This window comes from Ignavibacteriales bacterium (assembly GCA_026390775.1).
Classification (GTDB): domain Bacteria; phylum Bacteroidota; class Ignavibacteria; order Ignavibacteriales; family Melioribacteraceae; genus Fen-1258.
The window spans coordinates 190,217-207,107 of sequence record JAPLFF010000003.1 but is presented as its reverse complement, the minus strand read 5'-3'; the positions used below and the strand labels follow the sequence as shown (position 1 = coordinate 207,107).

Below are 16,891 nucleotides of genomic sequence, written 5' to 3'. Positions count from 1 at the left end.
TTATGAGGTTAATTCGCTTTTTTACTTACCTAATCTTCGTTTTAACCATTCTATTCGAGACTGAATGTAATCTTTGAATTCAAAATCATTGTTATCCTCAGCATCATCCAAAATATCTTCAATATTCTGCCTTTTACCAGAGAAATATTTTGCTTCAGCTTTCAATAGTAAAGCCATTACTTCAGTATACTTTCCCGAATTAACTTTTAAATTTTCAATTTGATCGGCAAAGTAAATTGCTTCAGAATATTTTTTAAGATTCAAAGCTGCTTCACTTAAAAGTACATATGCAACTGCTTTATCTTCTCTTGAATCAATTTTTTCAACAACGGTTTTTAAACTGTCATAAACTATTTTATACTTTCCTGCATCAAGATCATTTTTTAGCTTTATAATTTTTAATTCTACAGGAGTAATTCCACTGCTTAAATATTTTTCACTCTTTTGTTTTGCATAAGAATCTTCAAAGATATCTTGGTTGCCGCCTTTAGCATGCTGAAGATACTGCTGGAATTCTTTCTCTTGACCATTTAGTTTGTAACAAAGTGCTGTGCTAAGAGCTGCGAAACCAATAAAATCAAGCTCTCTAGAGATATCTAAAAATTTCTTATAATTCTTGATTGCAATCTTAAATTGATTTTTCTTAAAATATATTTCACCTTTTCTGTAATACGAAAGTGCAGTAATCTGCGGTAGTCTTTTATTATTTAGATTGATTACACGATTCAACATATCGTTTGCTCTATCAAGTTTTTTATCTTTAATTAAACTAACAGCATACTGATAGATGAAAAGTGTATTGTTTGGATAACGAGAACTTAAACTTTGAAGTAAGATAAAAGCGCTATCATACTCAGCAAGATAATCTGTATAAATTTTTGAAAGGTGAAATGCAGCTTCGGTTTTTTCTGTTCCTTTCCTGAACGCGGTTTTGATATAATTAAATCCGCGTCTTTTATCTGAAGAAAGTCCTGTTAGATTAACAGCCCATTTAAGAAAATCCGGGACAAAACTCATTGCGTAATCAAATAATCCTAAACCAAGATAAGCGTTATAAAATTTTGGATTAAGTTTTAAAGTTTCTTCATAATAGTTGACAGCTTTTTTACTGGACCAAAAAGCATCAACTGATGAATTATTAGTTGCTTGTGCCATTGCTCTGAAGGAAGCCAAATTTCCCGCTAAATATTTAGTCTGATAATCCTTGGGATTTTTATCAATAACTTTTTCAGCACGATCTTGCGCCAAATCGGCAAATTTTAAAAATACTTGATACTCTCCGGGGTCGCGTGAACCTAAATAAATCCAAAAATGAATCTGTGCTATATGATAATAACCGACTGGCGAATTAGGTCTAAGTTCTAAAACTTTATTGAAAGTCTTTTCCGCGGAATTTAATTCCATATTATAAGCTTGATCTAATCCTTGTCGAATAAGATCCTGTACTTGCGATTGTCCAATCAATACTGCATTAAAAAGTAAAAGAACAATAATGAAAATTTTAGTTTTCAATTTTGAATTTTCCTCTCAGAGTATTGAAATGCTGCTTTTACAAATTCACGGAAAAGCGGGTGCGCTTTTGTTGCTCTTGATTTCAGTTCAGGATGAAACTGGCACCCAACGAACCAAGGATGATCACTTAGTTCAATCATTTCAACTAAATTTTCGTCAGGTGATGTACCGCTCATCACCATCCCATACTTTTCAATTACTTCTCTAAATTTATTATTCACTTCAAAACGATGTCTGTGCCGTTCAGAAATTTTTTGTTTGCGGTAAGCATCATAAGATTTTGAATTTTTCTTTAGTATGCAAGGATAAGCACCTAACCGCATTGTTGCGCCTTTATTTGTAACTTTTAATTGTTCAGGCATAATATGAATAACATTCCATGCATTCTTTTCGAATTCTTGACTGTTAGCTTTTTTAATTCCACAAACATTACGTGCAAATTCAATTACGGCACATTGTAATCCTAAACAAATTCCAAAGAAAGGAATTTTATTTTCTCTCGCATATTTTATTGCCAGTATCTTACCTTCAATTCCTCTTTCACCAAAACCACCGGGTATTAATAATCCATCATAACCTTTTAACAAATGTTCTGCACCCTTGTCTTCAATATTTTCAGAACTGATAAAATCCGCTTCTACTTTTACATTATTTTCAGCACCGGCATGAACAAAAGCTTCTACGATACTTTTGTACGAGTCTTTATTCTCTACATATTTACCGGCAACTGCAATCTTAACTTTTCCTATAGGATTTTTAATTGTGTTAACAAAATTTTGCCAATCATCTAATTTGATATGTAATTCAGGTAATTTTAATCTATCCAAAACAAATTCATCAAGTTTCTGTTCATAAAGAACAATTGGTACTTCATAAATTGTTGAGCAATCATAGGCAGAGATTACAGCTTCTGTTTTCACATTAGTAAAAAGAGCAATTTTTTCACGAATCTCTTTAGACAACTTTTCTTCAGACCGGCAAATTAAAATATTCGGCTGGATTCCAAGTTCAAGAAGATTTTTTACTGCATGCTGGGTCGGCTTGGTTTTCATTTCTCCGGCAGACTTGATATAAGGCACTAGTGTAACGTGAATACTCAATGCATTCTTTCTTCCAATCTCAAGCATTATTTGTCTCATCGCTTCAATAAACGGCAAACTTTCAATATCTCCGACTGTTCCGCCAATCTCGGTAATAATAATATCATATTTCCCACTTTCACCAAGTAGTTTCATCCGCTTCTTGATCTCGTCAGTTATGTGCGGTATTACTTGAACTGTAGCACCGAGATAATCACCACGTCTTTCCTTTGTAATTACTTCGTGATAAACTTGACCGGTAGTTGTATTATTTGCACGTGACATATCAACATCAAGAAAGCGTTCATAATGACCGAGATCGAGGTCGGTTTCAGCTCCATCATCTGTTACATAAACTTCTCCATGCTGAAAAGGCTTCATTGTACCAGGATCAACATTAATGTAAGGATCAAACTTTTGAATTGTTACGCTATACCCGCGTAATTTAAGAAGCAGACCGATAGAAGATGCAGTAATTCCTTTTCCAAGAGAGGATACAACACCACCAGTTACAAAAATGTATTTTACTTTTTTCTTGAGAGGCATTTTGATGACAAAGAATTGGTTGGATATTCTGTTTGTCAAAGATAAAAAAAAATCTTTACATCATAGCAAAGAAATTATATCATTTTAATTTTTTACTTATTCCTCCGGTAACGTAATTTCACCAGATTTTGGAATTTTGATAATGTAAGTCTTCCTGGTCTTGTTTTTCAAATAACTTTCTCTTAACCATGGATTAAAGATTTTCAAGATTTTATAGTTTATTCCGTATTGTTTGGCAAAATCGGCAAAATCATTTATTGAGTAGTTTACTTTAAGATCATAAGTTTCAATGTTAGGATATAAATCATAATCTGAATAGTAAAACCCGTATTTATTCGGGTCCTTAAAAATTTCTTTTAAAGTTACAATTCGAGATACAAACCGGTAAGTCTCTTCATTTAAAAACATATTATAATAGTTCTTTGTTTTCTGCCGCTCAATCTGCTTTTCAATTCCATCAATACCCATATTGTAAGCTGCTGCAACTAATGTCCAATTACCAAATTTCGAATAAGCTTCATTCAAATAATCGCAAGCCGCTTGAGTTGATTTTTCAATATTATATCGCTCATCAATTTCTTTATTGATCTCGAGACCGTATTTCTTTGCGGTTGGTTCCATCAATTGCCAAAATCCGGTTGCACCATCCGGTGATACTGAATTAATAACTCCGCTTTCAGCAACTGACATATATTTGAAATCTTCCGGAATGCCATTTTTCTTTAATATCTTTTCAATAACCGGAAACCATCTGTTTGCTCTTTTTAAGTAAAGTAAAGTTGCGGAATGCCAGTAAGTATTTACGAGGAATTCTCTATCAATTCTTTCACGCACATCAAAATCTTCAAGCGGAACTTTCTCTCCGCAAAATTCCAATTTTTCCGGTATCGGCGGTGAATAAATTTTTCTTTCATTTTCAGTTAGTATTACATGTTTTTGCTGTAACGCTTTTTCACTTCTGATATAATAGAATATTACAAGGAAGACCAATACCGTAAACGATATTGGAATTGCAATTATTAAAAATAATTTTTTCTTGTCCATCATAATTCAATCTTTCGAATCATTTTATGTAAAAATATAAATACTAAAACAAAAAGCCCCGATAAATCGGGGCTTAAAGAAAATTATTTCTATTAGAATTATTTCTTCCCAGCAGCTGCTTCTTCAAGCATAGTAGTTGTTAAAGACTTCGGTCTCTCAAGCGGATAACCTAACGCTCTTGCCCAAATGATATTTGAACAAACACCAAGTGCACGTCCAATACCAAATAATACAGTATAAAACTCATATTCTTTAACTCCATAATGCCATTGTATAACGCCGGATTGTGCATCAACATTCGGCCATGGATTTTTTGCTTTTCCTCTTTCCAACAAAATAGGAGGAACAACTTTGTATAGAAGATCTACATATTTAAAGATAGGATCATCAGGTAAATGTTTTATACAAAATTCTCTTTGTGCCGTATAACGAGGATCAGTTTTTCTAAGAACAGCATGCCCAAATCCCGGAATAACATGACCGCTATCTAACGTATCATATACGAATTTTTTCATTTCCTCTTCTGTCGGTATCTTACCACCCATTGATTCCATTACACCATGTAGCCAGCGTAATACTTCTTCATTCGCAAGACCGTGTAGTGGACCGGCCAAACCGGTTAACATTGCGCTGATAGCATAATAGATATCTGATAAAGCGCTTGCAACTAAATGGCCAGTATGAGCGCTAACATTTCCGCTCTCGTGATCGCTATGAAGTATAAAATAGAGACGAGCAATGTCATCATAAGGTTTATCAATGCCCATCATTTTTGCAAAGTTACCTCCAAAATCTAATTTTGGATCGCCGGCAATAATATTTCCATTTCTGTATTTCAAACGGTAAATGAAAGCACCCAATTCCGGTAGTTTAGCTAACAAGTTCATCGAATCTTCATAGTAGGCTTCCCAGTAATCACCTTTCTTTAATCCTTTGTGATATTCTTTGGCAAAGATCGAATCCTTTTGCATCGACATGATTCCGGTTGCAAACATTGTCATCGGATGTGAGTCTTTCGGCATAGCGCGAAGTACATCATAAACATATTTTGGCACTTCTTTTCTGTTGTTGAATTCCTCATGAACGGCATCTACTTCTGCTGCGGTGGGAATATCTCCGGTTAATAAAAGGTAGAAGAATGCTTCAACCGAGGGCATATCTTTACCAGCCACTTTAGGAAGTTTTTCTAATACTTCGGGAATTGTGAATCCGCGGAAACGTATTCCTTCGAACGGATCGAGATAAGAAATATCAGTCACTAAACTTTTAATATCACGCATTCCGCCAATTATTTGTCCGATAGTTACATCATCAACCTTAACATTACCATACTCTTTTAGCAATTTCTCGGTTCTTGGTCGCTCGATTAATATTTTTTCGCGAAGTTTTTGTTTTAGGATGGACATCATTCCTCCGTTTTGTTTATTGCTGTATCTGTTATATAATATATTTATCTCAAAAAATGAATCGCAAATTCATTTCAGAGAAGATATCACTTGTGTTGCTGCAATTTTACCGCTCAATACTGCACTCTCAATTGTTGCGGGTAAACCTGTATTCGTCCAGTCACCCGCGAGTAGAAAATTCTCTAACTGCCAATTAAAATTTTTTCTTCTTTCTGTTGATGCTATATCGGGCATAAATGTTGCTCGTTTTTCTTTAATTACTTTTGAATCAATCACCATTTCTATTTTAAATATAGGAAAATATAATTCTATCTCCGAACAGAAATGTCTTATTATCTCACTATTCTCTAAATTGATCAAATTTTCAGCAGAACTAGTGGTTAAACTGATATGTTTTCCATGGTTAAAGAGCCAATGGATTTGTGAACCAATGAATCCATAGAATTTTTCTTTGAATGGGTTTTCTTTTAACCAAAGATGAACATTTAAGATTGGAGAATACTCGAACTCTGGCAAATTTAAGGTAATATTCGAGTTATCCATTATTTTTTTTGCAGCATATTCCGGAAGAGCCATGATCACAAAATCAAAATCAGAATAGAATTTATTTTCAGTGACAATCTTGAAAATTTTATTATTCTTAACTTCAATTCGATCTACTCGTTCTGAAAGAATTGTTTTTCCTTTTTTTGATTTAATAAAGCGATTTGCATTTCCTAAATAAAATTTTTCTAAAGATGTTTTTGGTAGGACAATAGTTGCCGCTTTATTCCCGCTTAAAAATATTCGCTGTAGAATTTCACCAAAAATTTCTGCTGAAGCTTTTTCTGTTGTTGTGTTTAGGGTACCAACAACCAAAATTTCCCAAAATGATTTTATTGTATTTTCAGACTGCTTCTTACATTCGAGCCAATCTTTAACAGTTTTATCTTTGAGATCACAAGAGTAGCAGCACATTAGATCGAGGAAAAAATCAGTTACTTTTAATCTTTCACTAAAACTTAGAATTTTATAATTAAGTATTCCCAATAAAAGATTTAATGGATAGAATTTTTTGTAAGTACTTAATTCAACAACTCCTCCACCCTTTTTAAGGAAAGGAATCCGTAGTGAATTTTGAAATTCGATATTATCCGTTGAATCAATTTTTTTTAAGAATGATAACGTCTCTTCATAACATCCCATTAATATATGCTGACCGTTATCATAATAATCATCAAACTTCTGATTATAAAGTGAGTATGCACGACCGCCTAATTTAGGAGATGCTTCAAGAAGTGTAACTTCAAAATTATTTTCTGCGAGGAATACTGATGCGCTTAATCCGGCAAAACCCCCACCAACAACTATAACACGTTTCATTAATAAACTAAATTATACTTTGCCCAAACTCCAACTGAGATTGCAGCTTTTTCAAACTTACCGACTTTTATTTTTTTGTTAAATACATCGTAGTTCTTAGCTTCAATTTTTGTAAGAAGTTTATGATAGATATGCTGCATTGCTCTTGCCGGGAACATCGAAGACTTATCTTCGAAATCAAGAAATTGATCTGCCTTCTTAAAAAATTCTTCCGCTCGTGCTGCTTCATATTTCATCAATGAAACAAAATCCGGATTGTATTTTCTTTCCATCAGATCATTTTCAGAATAATTGAAATCAGCCATATCTTTTTGAGGTAAATAAATTCTTCCTCTATCTGAATCTTTTTTAATATCACGCAGAATATTTGTTAGCTGCATCGCCAGTCCAAGATTAATTGCATAATCTTTTGCGGATTTATTTTTATAGCCAAAAATCTCTATACATATTAAACCAACAGTTGAAGCAACACAATAACAATATAATTTCAATTCATCAAAACTTGGATATCGTTTGCGCTGCAAATCCATTTCCATTCCTACTATTAATTCAAAGAATGGATCAATGGGAATATTGAATTGTTTTATTATTGCAGCCAGTTTATTGAAGAGCTGGAAATCTGATGTTCCGTACAAAGCTTTTTCTAATTCAATTCTCCACTTGCGTAAGCGCTCGTACTTTAATTCTTCAGGCTCAGTTCCTTCATCAACTATATCATCTGTTTTGCGGCAGAATGCATAAACAGTATTCATTGCGTCTCGTTTTGGTTTGGCCAAAAGAGAAAAGCTGTAATAGAAACTGCTGTTGCTTTCTTTAGCTATATGTTTTGAATCATCTGCCATACTATTTAATTAATGCTTTTAATAAAATATTCATATAATCTATTTTCGAAAGTTTAGGGCGATGAGTTAGAACATTGAAATTAATTTTTTCAATTTTTTCTAGAATTTTTTCTCCGCCTAGAACTGTCGCCTTAATTTGCTTTTCAAGTTTTCTAGGTAATCTTGAAAAAAGATTTCTCCCGATTGAAAAATAATCTTTTGTCCGATCTACCTGGGATTTCAATAACTGTTCAAAGTTAGTACTATTTTGCTTTAACTCAAACTGATTTAACTTTACACCAAATCTTTCAATCTCATCAATCGGTATATAAATCCGACCTTTTTTGATATCTATTAAAACATCTTGATAGAAGTTGGTGAGTTGAAGAGCAGTACAAATTGCGTCTGAATATCGTTTAGAATCATCATCACGAATATTAAAAAATTCTAACACAATTCTTCCAACCGGGTTTGCAGACCGTTCACAATAATTCAATACTTCATCGAATGAATGATAGCGGGTTTTAGAAATGTCTTGTTTAAATGCGCTTAACAAATCATAAAAATATTTTGGAGTAAGATTGAATTCATGGATCGTATTGTAAAGGGCAAACCAGAAATCATTTTGAAATTTTCCTTCCAAGGATTTTGAAAAATAAGTTTCATACAATTCTAAATTCTGAGTTCTTATTTCTGATTTCTGTTCTCCTTCATCAACGATATCATCTGCTTGTCTTGCAAATTGGTAAACAACTGCAATATGTTTTCTAAGTTTTTGGGGAATAAATAATGAAACAACCGGAAAATTTTCGTAATGAGATTTTGTGAACAGAAGTGCTTCTGAATATGCCGATGTTAATGAAATATTTTTACCTCAAAATAAATTGTTGTGCCCAAAAGGGGACTCGAACCCCTACGAGATTGCTCTCACTAGCTCCTGAAGCTAGCGCGTCTACCAATTCCGCCATCCGGGCAAAATTCAAATCAAAAAATAAAAAACGTTTTTGTTTTACAAAACTCAGCGAATTTCTCTGGCTTCATGTCTTACAGTATCTTTTATTTGGTAGCGATCAAAAAATTTTATAGTAGTATCGCGATAAGCATCAAAAGTAGGAGGCATATCATTCTTGTTAATAATATCCGCCCATACACCTGTTCTACAATCAGCAGAATATAATTTTGGATCACCAAGTTCAAAAATAGATTCTTTACAAAACTTAGCTTGAACAATTTTTCCACTTGCAGGTGGAATAAAATCTTCAACAGGAAGATTTAATTGCTCATAAACATCATGCATAAATATTGCCCAAATTGGTAAAGCAGCGCGCGCTCCTTGTCCATAATCTCCTGTAAATGAAACTCGCTGATCATCAAATCCAACCCAGACACCGGCGGTTAACTGCGGAGTAAATCCAACATACCAAGCATCTGCATAATCTTGGGTTGTTCCGGTTTTACCTGCAGCCGGTCGCTGAAAATTATATCTCGATCTGGCTGCTTGTCCGGTTCCCGCATCAATTGCTGTCCTTAGCATATCTGTTACAATATATGCCGTCTCTTCCGGAATAGCTTCACTTGCATTCGAAGTAAAATTCTCTACCAGTACACCGTCTTTGTCTTCAATCCTTAATATTGAAATCGGTTCATTATAAATGCCTCGATTAGCAAGTGTTGCAAAAGCAGAAGTTAATTCTATAGGCGACACAACTGAAGTACCGAGTGATATTGATGGAACAAGATCAAGCTTAGTTTTAATTCCCATCTTCTCTGCAAATCTTCCAATCTTCCATAAAGGAGCGTGACCTTCGATAATTAGTCTTGCTGAAACTAAGTTTAATGATTCTCTCAAAGCATCTCTTAGAGTTACAAATCCACTTGTCGAACGATCAAAATTTTCCGGACTCCAAATTTTACCGGAGCCATCAGGGAAATCAAATTTTTGGTTCATAATTGGATACGCAGGATACAAACCATCATCAATTGCAACAGAATAAACAATTGGTTTGAAAGCTGAACCGGGTTGACGTCTTATTTGAGTTGCATGATTTAAGCCGTATAAAAATGTTTGATCACGTCCGCCTACCATCGTGCGGATTTCACCATTCTTCGGATCAATTACAACAAAACCAACTTCAATCCTTTTCCCAATTCTCTTCACTGAATCAATCAAATGACTGTCCCGCTGTAAACGATTATATACATTTTTTTTTTCTTCTTGATTAGCAGCAGATTTATATTCAGGATGATTCTTAATAGCTTTATCAGTTAACTCGTTTAATAAGACAGAATATTTTTGCCAATTCCAATTTTTATCAAATTGTTTTTGAAAATCATCCAGGTGAACTTTAACGGCATTGTTAGCTATCTTTTGCATTCGGTAGTCTAATGTAGTGTAGATGTTCAATCCGCCTTCATAAAGATTTAATCCATACTTTGGTGCAAGTTTAACAAGCTGTTGGCGAACATATTCAAGAAAGTGAGGTGCAATACCGCCATGAATTCCTTCTTCAATTTTTTTGTATGAAAGTTTAATCGGTTCCAACTTAAGTTTTTCAAATTGTGATTCATCAAGAAATCCGTCATTAACCATATTTTGCATAACTAGATTTCTTCTGCGCATGGAATTTTCATATTTGTCAAAGGGATCATAATAGACTGAGGATTTTAGAAGAGATACTAATACACCTGCATCAGTAATAGTTAGATCTTTGACATTTTTATTAAAATAAACTCTAGCAGCAACACTTAGACCATAAGCACTATGCCCGAAATAAGATGTATTAAAGTACATCTCTAATATTTCACGTTTAGTATAATTTTTTTCAATTTGAATCGCTGTAATCCATTCTCTAATTTTTCTTATAACAGTTCCGCGAGCAGATTCATGATGGCTTTTCAATCCATATAAATTTTTTGCAAGCTGTTGCGTTATTGTACTTGCGCCTTCACGTTTGAAAAGTAAAACGTTTTTGACCATTGCCTTAATAAAACGCTGAAGATCAACTCCCCAGTGATGATAGAAATTTTTGTCTTCAGTAGCGATCAAAGCATTGATTACAGGGGCAGGAATACTATCAATACTAACTTCAACACGGTTCTCATTAAAGAATGATCCGATTAGCTGTCCGTCTTTACTCCAAACATTTGTTGCAAGTTGAGCGCTTGGATTTTCCAATTCTTCAAGAGAAGGCAATCCTTCGGAAACGAATTGCATGAATAAAAAGATTGCTACTACAATAAAGATTCCCCCACCAATTAAAATATATTTTAAGGTTTTCTTATCGGGCTTTTTCAGTTTTTTTACAAATTTTAGTATTTGTTTTATGTTCATCTTATTTCCAGTCGATTATCTCAAATGTTTTGGAAAATTTTCCATAGCAGGGTTTATCAAGCCAGGAGCCAAGATTAATGTAGTTCCCGCTCTTATATTTTTCCAATGCTTTAATATGCGAATGACCGAAGATTACAATATCAAATCCGGAATCAATTTTGAGTTTTGCTGTTTCGAACAATCCGTCAACTTTTCCATAGTTTTTATTCGCGGTGTAATCACGGCTCGTTTTACTTGTTGAACTAGCTATCTTAATTCCGAGATCCGGATGAACTAATGAATAAATTTTTTGTAAATATTTATTGCGAAGGATCTTTTTTAATATTTTATAACCAAGATCATTCTTGACCAACCCGTCACCATGAGCCATAAAAAATCTTTTATCATTTAATAATACATCTATAGAATGATGATAAAGTTTTACACCGATCTCCTTTTCAAAAAAATCACGATGAAGAAAATCATGATTACCGATAACATAATGAACTTTCTTACCTGAATCGGCAAATTCTGTAAGAGCGGCTAGTGTCTTGATAAATCCTTTTTGAATAACGCGCTTATATTCGAACCAATAATCAAAAAGATCGCCAATGATAAATAATTCATCACAAGAAGTTCGTGCATAATCTAAAAATTTTACAAGAAGTTTTTCTTTTTCTTTTTCAACTTCCTGGGCTTGAAGTCCCAGATGAATATCCGATATAAAAAAATAAGTTTTCTTCATTAGACAATTATTTAATTAACACTAACCATTTCAATATTTGCAAGAAGCCATTTATCGGGATCTAAAATAATTTTTGACGGCTTCTTCTTTGACTGAATATTTATAACAGTATCTCTTGACGAAACATAAACAGTTGAGACTGTATAATCATCATGTTTATCATAAATCAATTTAATATCTATCGGAAATTTATAAATATCATAACCTTTTTGTAACTGTTTTATTCTAATTTCTGAATTATAATTATTATTTGTTTGAACCGTTTTCCAATCGGATTCTATATCAATTATCCCCTCCCCTTTATAAACCCATTGGTTAAAAAACTGATTCAAATTCTTTTTAGATATTTTTTCACAAAGATTCTTAAAATCCTCCGTTGAAGCATTGCCATATTTGTATTTAAGAAAATACTCTTTCAATATTCTGAAAAATACACCATCCCCTACTTCCTTTCTCAACATATGCAGAACCCATCCGCCTTTATTATAAACGAGGGGTCCAAACAAAGCATTGCCCGGATTATAAAGAGTACCGTGGTCAAACTTTCCAAACTTTGCACTTAATGTTGATTGAAGTGCACTGAAGCCTGCTTGTTTTTCCCAATACAATGCTTCCGAATAAGTTGCAAATCCTTCATTGAGCCAAATATCTTTCCATGTTTTTGGGGTAACAGCATCTCCCCACCAATGATGTGAGAGTTCGTGAATCAACATATCAGTACTAAGCCGTAGAGCAATTATATAATTAGAACCAATTCCAGTCAATGTTTGATTTTCCATCGCACCGCCCTGCCACCAGAACTCCGCAACGCTGTATTTTTCTTTTATGAACGGATAAGGACCAAATAATTCTTCAAATACTTTTATATAAGAAGTATGTCCAGAAAAATCTTTTTTCGCATTTTCAATATTTTTTGGAAGCGCATAGTAAGAAAGATTAAGAGTGTCTCCGGTAACGGTTCTATATTTTTCAGAATACGTTTTATAATTACCGGAATAAACAGCGATCAAATAAGTGGCAATTGGATAAAATGTTTTCCAGTGATAAGTTCTACGTGCTCTGTTTGATTTAACATCAATCAATTTTCCATTCGAAAGTGATATGTTAGATGAATCATTTGTTACATAAATATCGAGTAAAGCTTTATCATCAGGCAAATCAATACATGGAAACCATGTTGAAGCAAAGATCGGCTCGCTTAATGTATAAGTTTGCAAATGTCCGTCCACTTCTTCAAAATTGAATGAGCCGAAACCCAAACTTTTTGGAGTTCCTTCATATTTAATTCTAACGTCTGCTGAATCAATTTCTTTATTTTTTTTCAGAATAGATAAAACTTTTTCTGTTTGTTTATAATCTGCCCGCTCACCGTTCACATTAATATCACTAATCTTAAAATTATCATAAAGATTAATTTCGAATCTATCTGACTGTTTATCATTTATTTTTAAGCTAATGGTAACATCTCCAAATATTTTTTTTTGTTCAGGATACAAATCAAGATTTATCAGGTAATGTTTAACATCAACAGCTCTTTGGCTTTTAGGATTATAGATTTCAAGTTCTTTCTCACTGAAATCTTTCATTTGGACAGCGAGAGAGATGGCTTGTTTGGTTCGTCTAAGCTGATCTAAATTATTTAAAGCCCATTTTATTATAAAATATCCTACAACCAACAGTAATATTGCAAAGATTGAAAGACCGGCAAATAGAATATTTTTTCGTTTTAGCATTTAAGAAAATTTATAAGAGGTTAAATATGAATTTCATTTCAAAGTTAACAATTTCTTTAATTGCCAATCAATTACTAATTAGATATATTTTAATTAACTACGTAAGAGACTGCTATGGCTTACACCGGTTCAACAATTCTAAGAAAAACTTTAACAATGGTTTTGGCTGGCGGACAAGGTGAAAGATTATTCCCTTTAACAAAAGATAGAACAAAACCTTCCGTTCCTTTCGGAGGAAAATACAGAATAATTGATTTCACTCTCTCCAATTGCTTAAACTCAGGCTTTAGAAAAATTTTTGTTTTAACTCAGTACAAATCCGATTCTCTTAACCGCCACCTTTATGAAGCTTGGAATATTTTTAACCCGGAGTTAAGAGAATTTATCTATTCGATTCCGCCCCAATTCAAGATTAGCAACAACTGGTATATGGGCACCGCAAATGCAATCCGCCAAAACTTCAATCTGCTTGAAGATGAACATTACGAATGGCTCTTAATTCTATCCGGTGATCATATCTATAAGATGGATTATTTAAAGATGATCCAATACCACATTGAAAAGAAAGCTCACTTATCATTAGCAGCAATAGAAGTTACAAAAGAACAAGCTTCGCGTTTTGGTGTGATTGAGATTGATCCGAACTATAAGGTTTCTTCCTTTATCGAAAAACCAAAATCACCTCCTACTATTCCGGATAAGCAAGATCATTCTTTAGTCAATATGGGAATTTATGTTTTTAATATTGCCGCAATGAAAGAAGTCTTTGCTAAAATGGAAAAAGAAAAAATTCCCGATCATGATTTTGGCAAAGATATAATTCCGTTTATGCTAAAAAATGATTATCACGTTCAAGCATACCGGTTCATTGATGAAAATAAAAAAGATAAGCCTTATTGGATTGATGTAGGCACAATCGACAGCTACTACGCTGCAAGTATGGATCTTATAAATGTTAGTCCCCATTTCAATTTGTACGATTTTGACTGGCCGTTACGAACTCAGCAGCAGCAATATCCTCCGGCAAAAACCGTTTCTCATGAAGGTGAACGAGTTGGACGTGCTATCAATTCTCTCGTATCTGATGGGACAATAATCTCCGGCGGATTAGTTGAACGTTCCATCGTTGGTTTTAATGTACGAGTGAATAGCTACTCTTATATTACCGATTCAATAATTTTTGATAATTGTAAAATAGGCAGACACTCAAGAATACGTAGAACTATCATAGATAAAAACGTAGTGATACCGGAAGGAACAGAGATTGGATTTGATCCCGAATTAGACAGGAAAAGATTTACTGTTTCAGATACGGGTATTGTTGTAATTCCGAAGAATTACATTTTTAAATAAACTGTAGAGACGGGGTATATCCCGTCTTTACCAAAATATTATCACCCCGCTAATTGCAATTCACATTTTCATTTTATAATTAAGAGATACTAATTCAAAAAAATATATGAATGCTGTATTAGAAGATAAACTTAATTCACTTCCTTCCTTGCCTGGCATTTATCAATTTCTGAATGAGAAAGGAAAAGTGATTTACGTAGGAAAAGCTAAAAATCTACGTAATAGAGTCCGATCATATTTTAAGATCAAGGTTGATTCACCAAAGACGGAGATACTTGTTTCCAAAATTTTTGATCTTCAGTTAATCGTAACCGATTCTGAAATTGAAGCATTAGTATTAGAAAATAATCTCATCAAAGAATTTAAACCACGCTATAACATAACTCTTAAGGACGATAAATCATTCCCATACATTCATGTTACCAATGAGATGTTCCCTCAAATCTTTCCGACAAGAAATGTTGTAAAAGACGGATCTAAATATTTCGGTCCTTATACAGATGTAAAGAACATGAAAAATTCTCTTCGAATCCTGAACAAACTTTTCAAAATTAGAAGTTGCAAGCTTGATATAACACAAGAAGCTATTGATAAGAAAAAAATTAAGGTTTGTTTGGATTATCATATTAAGAAATGCGAAGGGCCTTGCGAAGGATTGGTTACGCAATCACATTACAACGGAATGGTTAACCAGATAATAAAAGTACTGCGGGGCAAAACCGAAGAATTGATTACAGAGTTAAAATCGCAAATGGAAAATGCTTCTGCAAAATATGAATTTGAGAAAGCTGCGGGACTGCGCGATCGAATTGATCAGCTACAAGTTTATTCATCAAAACAAAAAATTGTAACGAATGATTTGGAAGACCGCGATGTTATAAGCGCCGCATTTGAAGGTAAGGATGCAGCTGCAACAATATTAAATATTCGATGCGGGAAACTTGTTGGGCAACGACAATTCAATTTGAGCATTGGAGAAAATGAAGAACTAGGACAAATCTATTCTGCAATTATAAAATTTTATTACAATGAGTTTGTTGAGGTACCGCAGGAAATTATTTTAGAAATAGAACCGGAAGATTCTGATTCACTTATTGAATGGCTGAATACAAAAGCATTGAAGAAATGTAAGTTCGTAATTCCGCAAAGGCAGAGCGATACTAAATCGCTGATGTTAATGTGCAAGCATAATGCCGAATTCCAATTAAAGGAAATTCAACTTCAGAAAATGAAGAAGGAAGGGAATGTTCCGTATGTTCTTTCAGCTTTGCAGAGAGATTTACGTTTGAAAAAACTTCCGCGATTAATTGAATGTTTTGATAACAGTAACCTTCAGGGAACCGATGCAGTAGCAAGTATGGTTGTTTTTGTTGATGGTAAACCAAAGAAAAGTTTATACCGCAAGTTCATTATCAAAACCGTTGAAGGACCGGATGATTTTGCAAGTATGAAGGAAATTATTACGCGGCGTTACAATAGAGTAAAAGAAGAAAAATTGCCTGTACCGGATTTAATTATGGTTGATGGCGGTAAAGGACAACTCTCCAGTGCAATAGATTCACTCGACAATCTAGGAATTAAAAATTATGAGATCATTGGTTTAGCTAAACGGTTGGAAGAAGTTTTTCTTCCGGGAGAATCTGAAGCGCAATCAATCCCGAAAACGTCATCAAGCTTGAAACTTCTTCAACATGTAAGAGATGAAGCCCATCGTTTTGCAATTACATTTCACCGTGAACGGAGAAGTAAAAGAACTATCACAAGTGAGTTACTGGAAATAAAAGGGGTCGGCGAAAAAGTTGCGCAAAAGCTCTTAACAAAACTTAGTTTAGATGAAGTTAAAATCGCAGATGAATCAAAGCTGGCAGAAGTTATCGGCATAGCAAAAGCAAAAAAAATATTTGAACATTATCATAATCGTAATATAGATTCCTAACCTGTACATATTCAATTTAAAACTATTATTTCCTGAATAATAAA

Annotated in this window: 12 protein-coding genes and 1 tRNA gene; 2 read left to right on the top strand and 11 right to left on the bottom strand. The window is 33.6% G+C overall.

The features are described 5' to 3' along the window. Positions 1-21: 21 nt before the first annotated feature. The 11 genes from NTZ27_01120 to NTZ27_01070 all read right to left on the bottom strand — a co-directional run bounded on the left by NTZ27_01120 (position 22) and on the right by NTZ27_01070 (position 13,558). Complete coding sequence (locus NTZ27_01120) at positions 22-1,512, bottom strand: DUF3808 domain-containing protein (GenBank protein ID MCX6173342.1); 1,491 nt, start codon at positions 1,510-1,512, stop codon at positions 22-24. After that, a complete protein-coding gene (locus NTZ27_01115; GenBank protein MCX6173341.1) occupies positions 1,509-3,137 on the bottom strand; it encodes a CTP synthase in 1,629 nt (542 codons plus the stop codon). The genes NTZ27_01120 and NTZ27_01115 overlap by 4 nt, the downstream gene beginning before the upstream one ends. Positions 3,138-3,233: 96 nt before the next feature. Beyond that, positions 3,234-4,184, bottom strand: coding sequence for a lytic transglycosylase domain-containing protein (locus NTZ27_01110; protein ID MCX6173340.1), 951 nt, complete (start codon positions 4,182-4,184; stop codon positions 3,234-3,236). Between the two features lie 95 nt (positions 4,185-4,279). Further along, complete coding sequence (locus NTZ27_01105) at positions 4,280-5,587, bottom strand: citrate (Si)-synthase (GenBank protein MCX6173339.1); 1,308 nt, start codon at positions 5,585-5,587, stop codon at positions 4,280-4,282. Between the two features lie 69 nt (positions 5,588-5,656). Next, positions 5,657-6,949 carry a hydroxysqualene dehydroxylase HpnE gene (gene hpnE, locus NTZ27_01100; protein MCX6173338.1) on the bottom strand — a complete coding sequence of 431 codons (1,293 nt, stop codon included), beginning with the start codon at positions 6,947-6,949 and terminating at the stop codon, positions 5,657-5,659. Next, positions 6,949-7,791: a presqualene diphosphate synthase HpnD gene (gene hpnD, locus NTZ27_01095; protein MCX6173337.1), complete on the bottom strand. Its 843-nt coding sequence runs from the start codon at positions 7,789-7,791 to the stop codon at positions 6,949-6,951. Before hpnD ends, hpnE begins: the two co-directional genes overlap by 1 nt. A gap of 1 nt (position 7,792) precedes the next feature. Further along, entirely contained in the window at positions 7,793-8,602 is an 810-nt protein-coding gene (hpnC, locus tag NTZ27_01090) for a squalene synthase HpnC (GenBank protein ID MCX6173336.1), read from the bottom strand. A gap of 58 nt (positions 8,603-8,660) precedes the next feature. Continuing rightward, positions 8,661-8,744 (bottom strand) — tRNA-Leu (locus NTZ27_01085). Positions 8,745-8,788: 44 nt separating this feature from the next. Beyond that, positions 8,789-11,101 carry a PBP1A family penicillin-binding protein gene (locus NTZ27_01080; GenBank protein ID MCX6173335.1) on the bottom strand — a complete coding sequence of 771 codons (2,313 nt, stop codon included), beginning with the start codon at positions 11,099-11,101 and terminating at the stop codon, positions 8,789-8,791. Between the two features lies 1 nt (position 11,102). After that, positions 11,103-11,825 carry a UDP-2,3-diacylglucosamine diphosphatase gene (locus NTZ27_01075; GenBank protein MCX6173334.1) on the bottom strand — a complete coding sequence of 241 codons (723 nt, stop codon included), beginning with the start codon at positions 11,823-11,825 and terminating at the stop codon, positions 11,103-11,105. A gap of 11 nt (positions 11,826-11,836) precedes the next feature. Next, positions 11,837-13,558, bottom strand: coding sequence for a M1 family metallopeptidase (locus NTZ27_01070; GenBank protein MCX6173333.1), 1,722 nt, complete (start codon positions 13,556-13,558; stop codon positions 11,837-11,839). A gap of 114 nt (positions 13,559-13,672) precedes the next feature. Between NTZ27_01070 and glgC the strand changes: the two genes are divergently transcribed. Together glgC and uvrC are read left to right on the top strand one after the other, a co-directional pair. After that, positions 13,673-14,911, top strand: coding sequence for a glucose-1-phosphate adenylyltransferase (gene glgC / locus NTZ27_01065; GenBank protein MCX6173332.1), 1,239 nt, complete (start codon positions 13,673-13,675; stop codon positions 14,909-14,911). Positions 14,912-15,017: 106 nt separating this feature from the next. Then, entirely contained in the window at positions 15,018-16,847 is a 1,830-nt protein-coding gene (gene uvrC / locus NTZ27_01060) for an excinuclease ABC subunit UvrC (protein ID MCX6173331.1), read from the top strand. Positions 16,848-16,891 lie beyond the last annotated feature (44 nt).

Bases quoted from the DNA above. Each gene is read 5' to 3' on its own strand.
- NTZ27_01115 (MCX6173341.1), bottom strand. From the start codon at position 3,137: ATGCCTCTCAAGAAAAAAGTAAAATACATTTTTGTAACTGGTGGTGTT.
- NTZ27_01110 (MCX6173340.1), bottom strand. From the start codon at position 4,184: ATGATGGACAAGAAAAAATTATTTTTAATAATTGCAATTCCAATATCG.
- NTZ27_01105 (MCX6173339.1), bottom strand. From the start codon at position 5,587: ATGTCCATCCTAAAACAAAAACTTCGCGAAAAAATATTAATCGAGCGA.
- hpnE (MCX6173338.1), bottom strand. From the start codon at position 6,949: ATGAAACGTGTTATAGTTGTTGGTGGGGGTTTTGCCGGATTAAGCGCA.
- hpnD (MCX6173337.1), bottom strand. From the start codon at position 7,791: ATGGCAGATGATTCAAAACATATAGCTAAAGAAAGCAACAGCAGTTTC.
- NTZ27_01080 (MCX6173335.1), bottom strand. From the start codon at position 11,101: ATGAACATAAAACAAATACTAAAATTTGTAAAAAAACTGAAAAAGCCC.
- NTZ27_01075 (MCX6173334.1), bottom strand. From the start codon at position 11,825: ATGAAGAAAACTTATTTTTTTATATCGGATATTCATCTGGGACTTCAA.
- NTZ27_01070 (MCX6173333.1), bottom strand. From the start codon at position 13,558: ATGCTAAAACGAAAAAATATTCTATTTGCCGGTCTTTCAATCTTTGCA.
- glgC (MCX6173332.1), top strand. From the start codon at position 13,673: ATGGCTTACACCGGTTCAACAATTCTAAGAAAAACTTTAACAATGGTT.
- uvrC (MCX6173331.1), top strand. From the start codon at position 15,018: ATGAATGCTGTATTAGAAGATAAACTTAATTCACTTCCTTCCTTGCCT.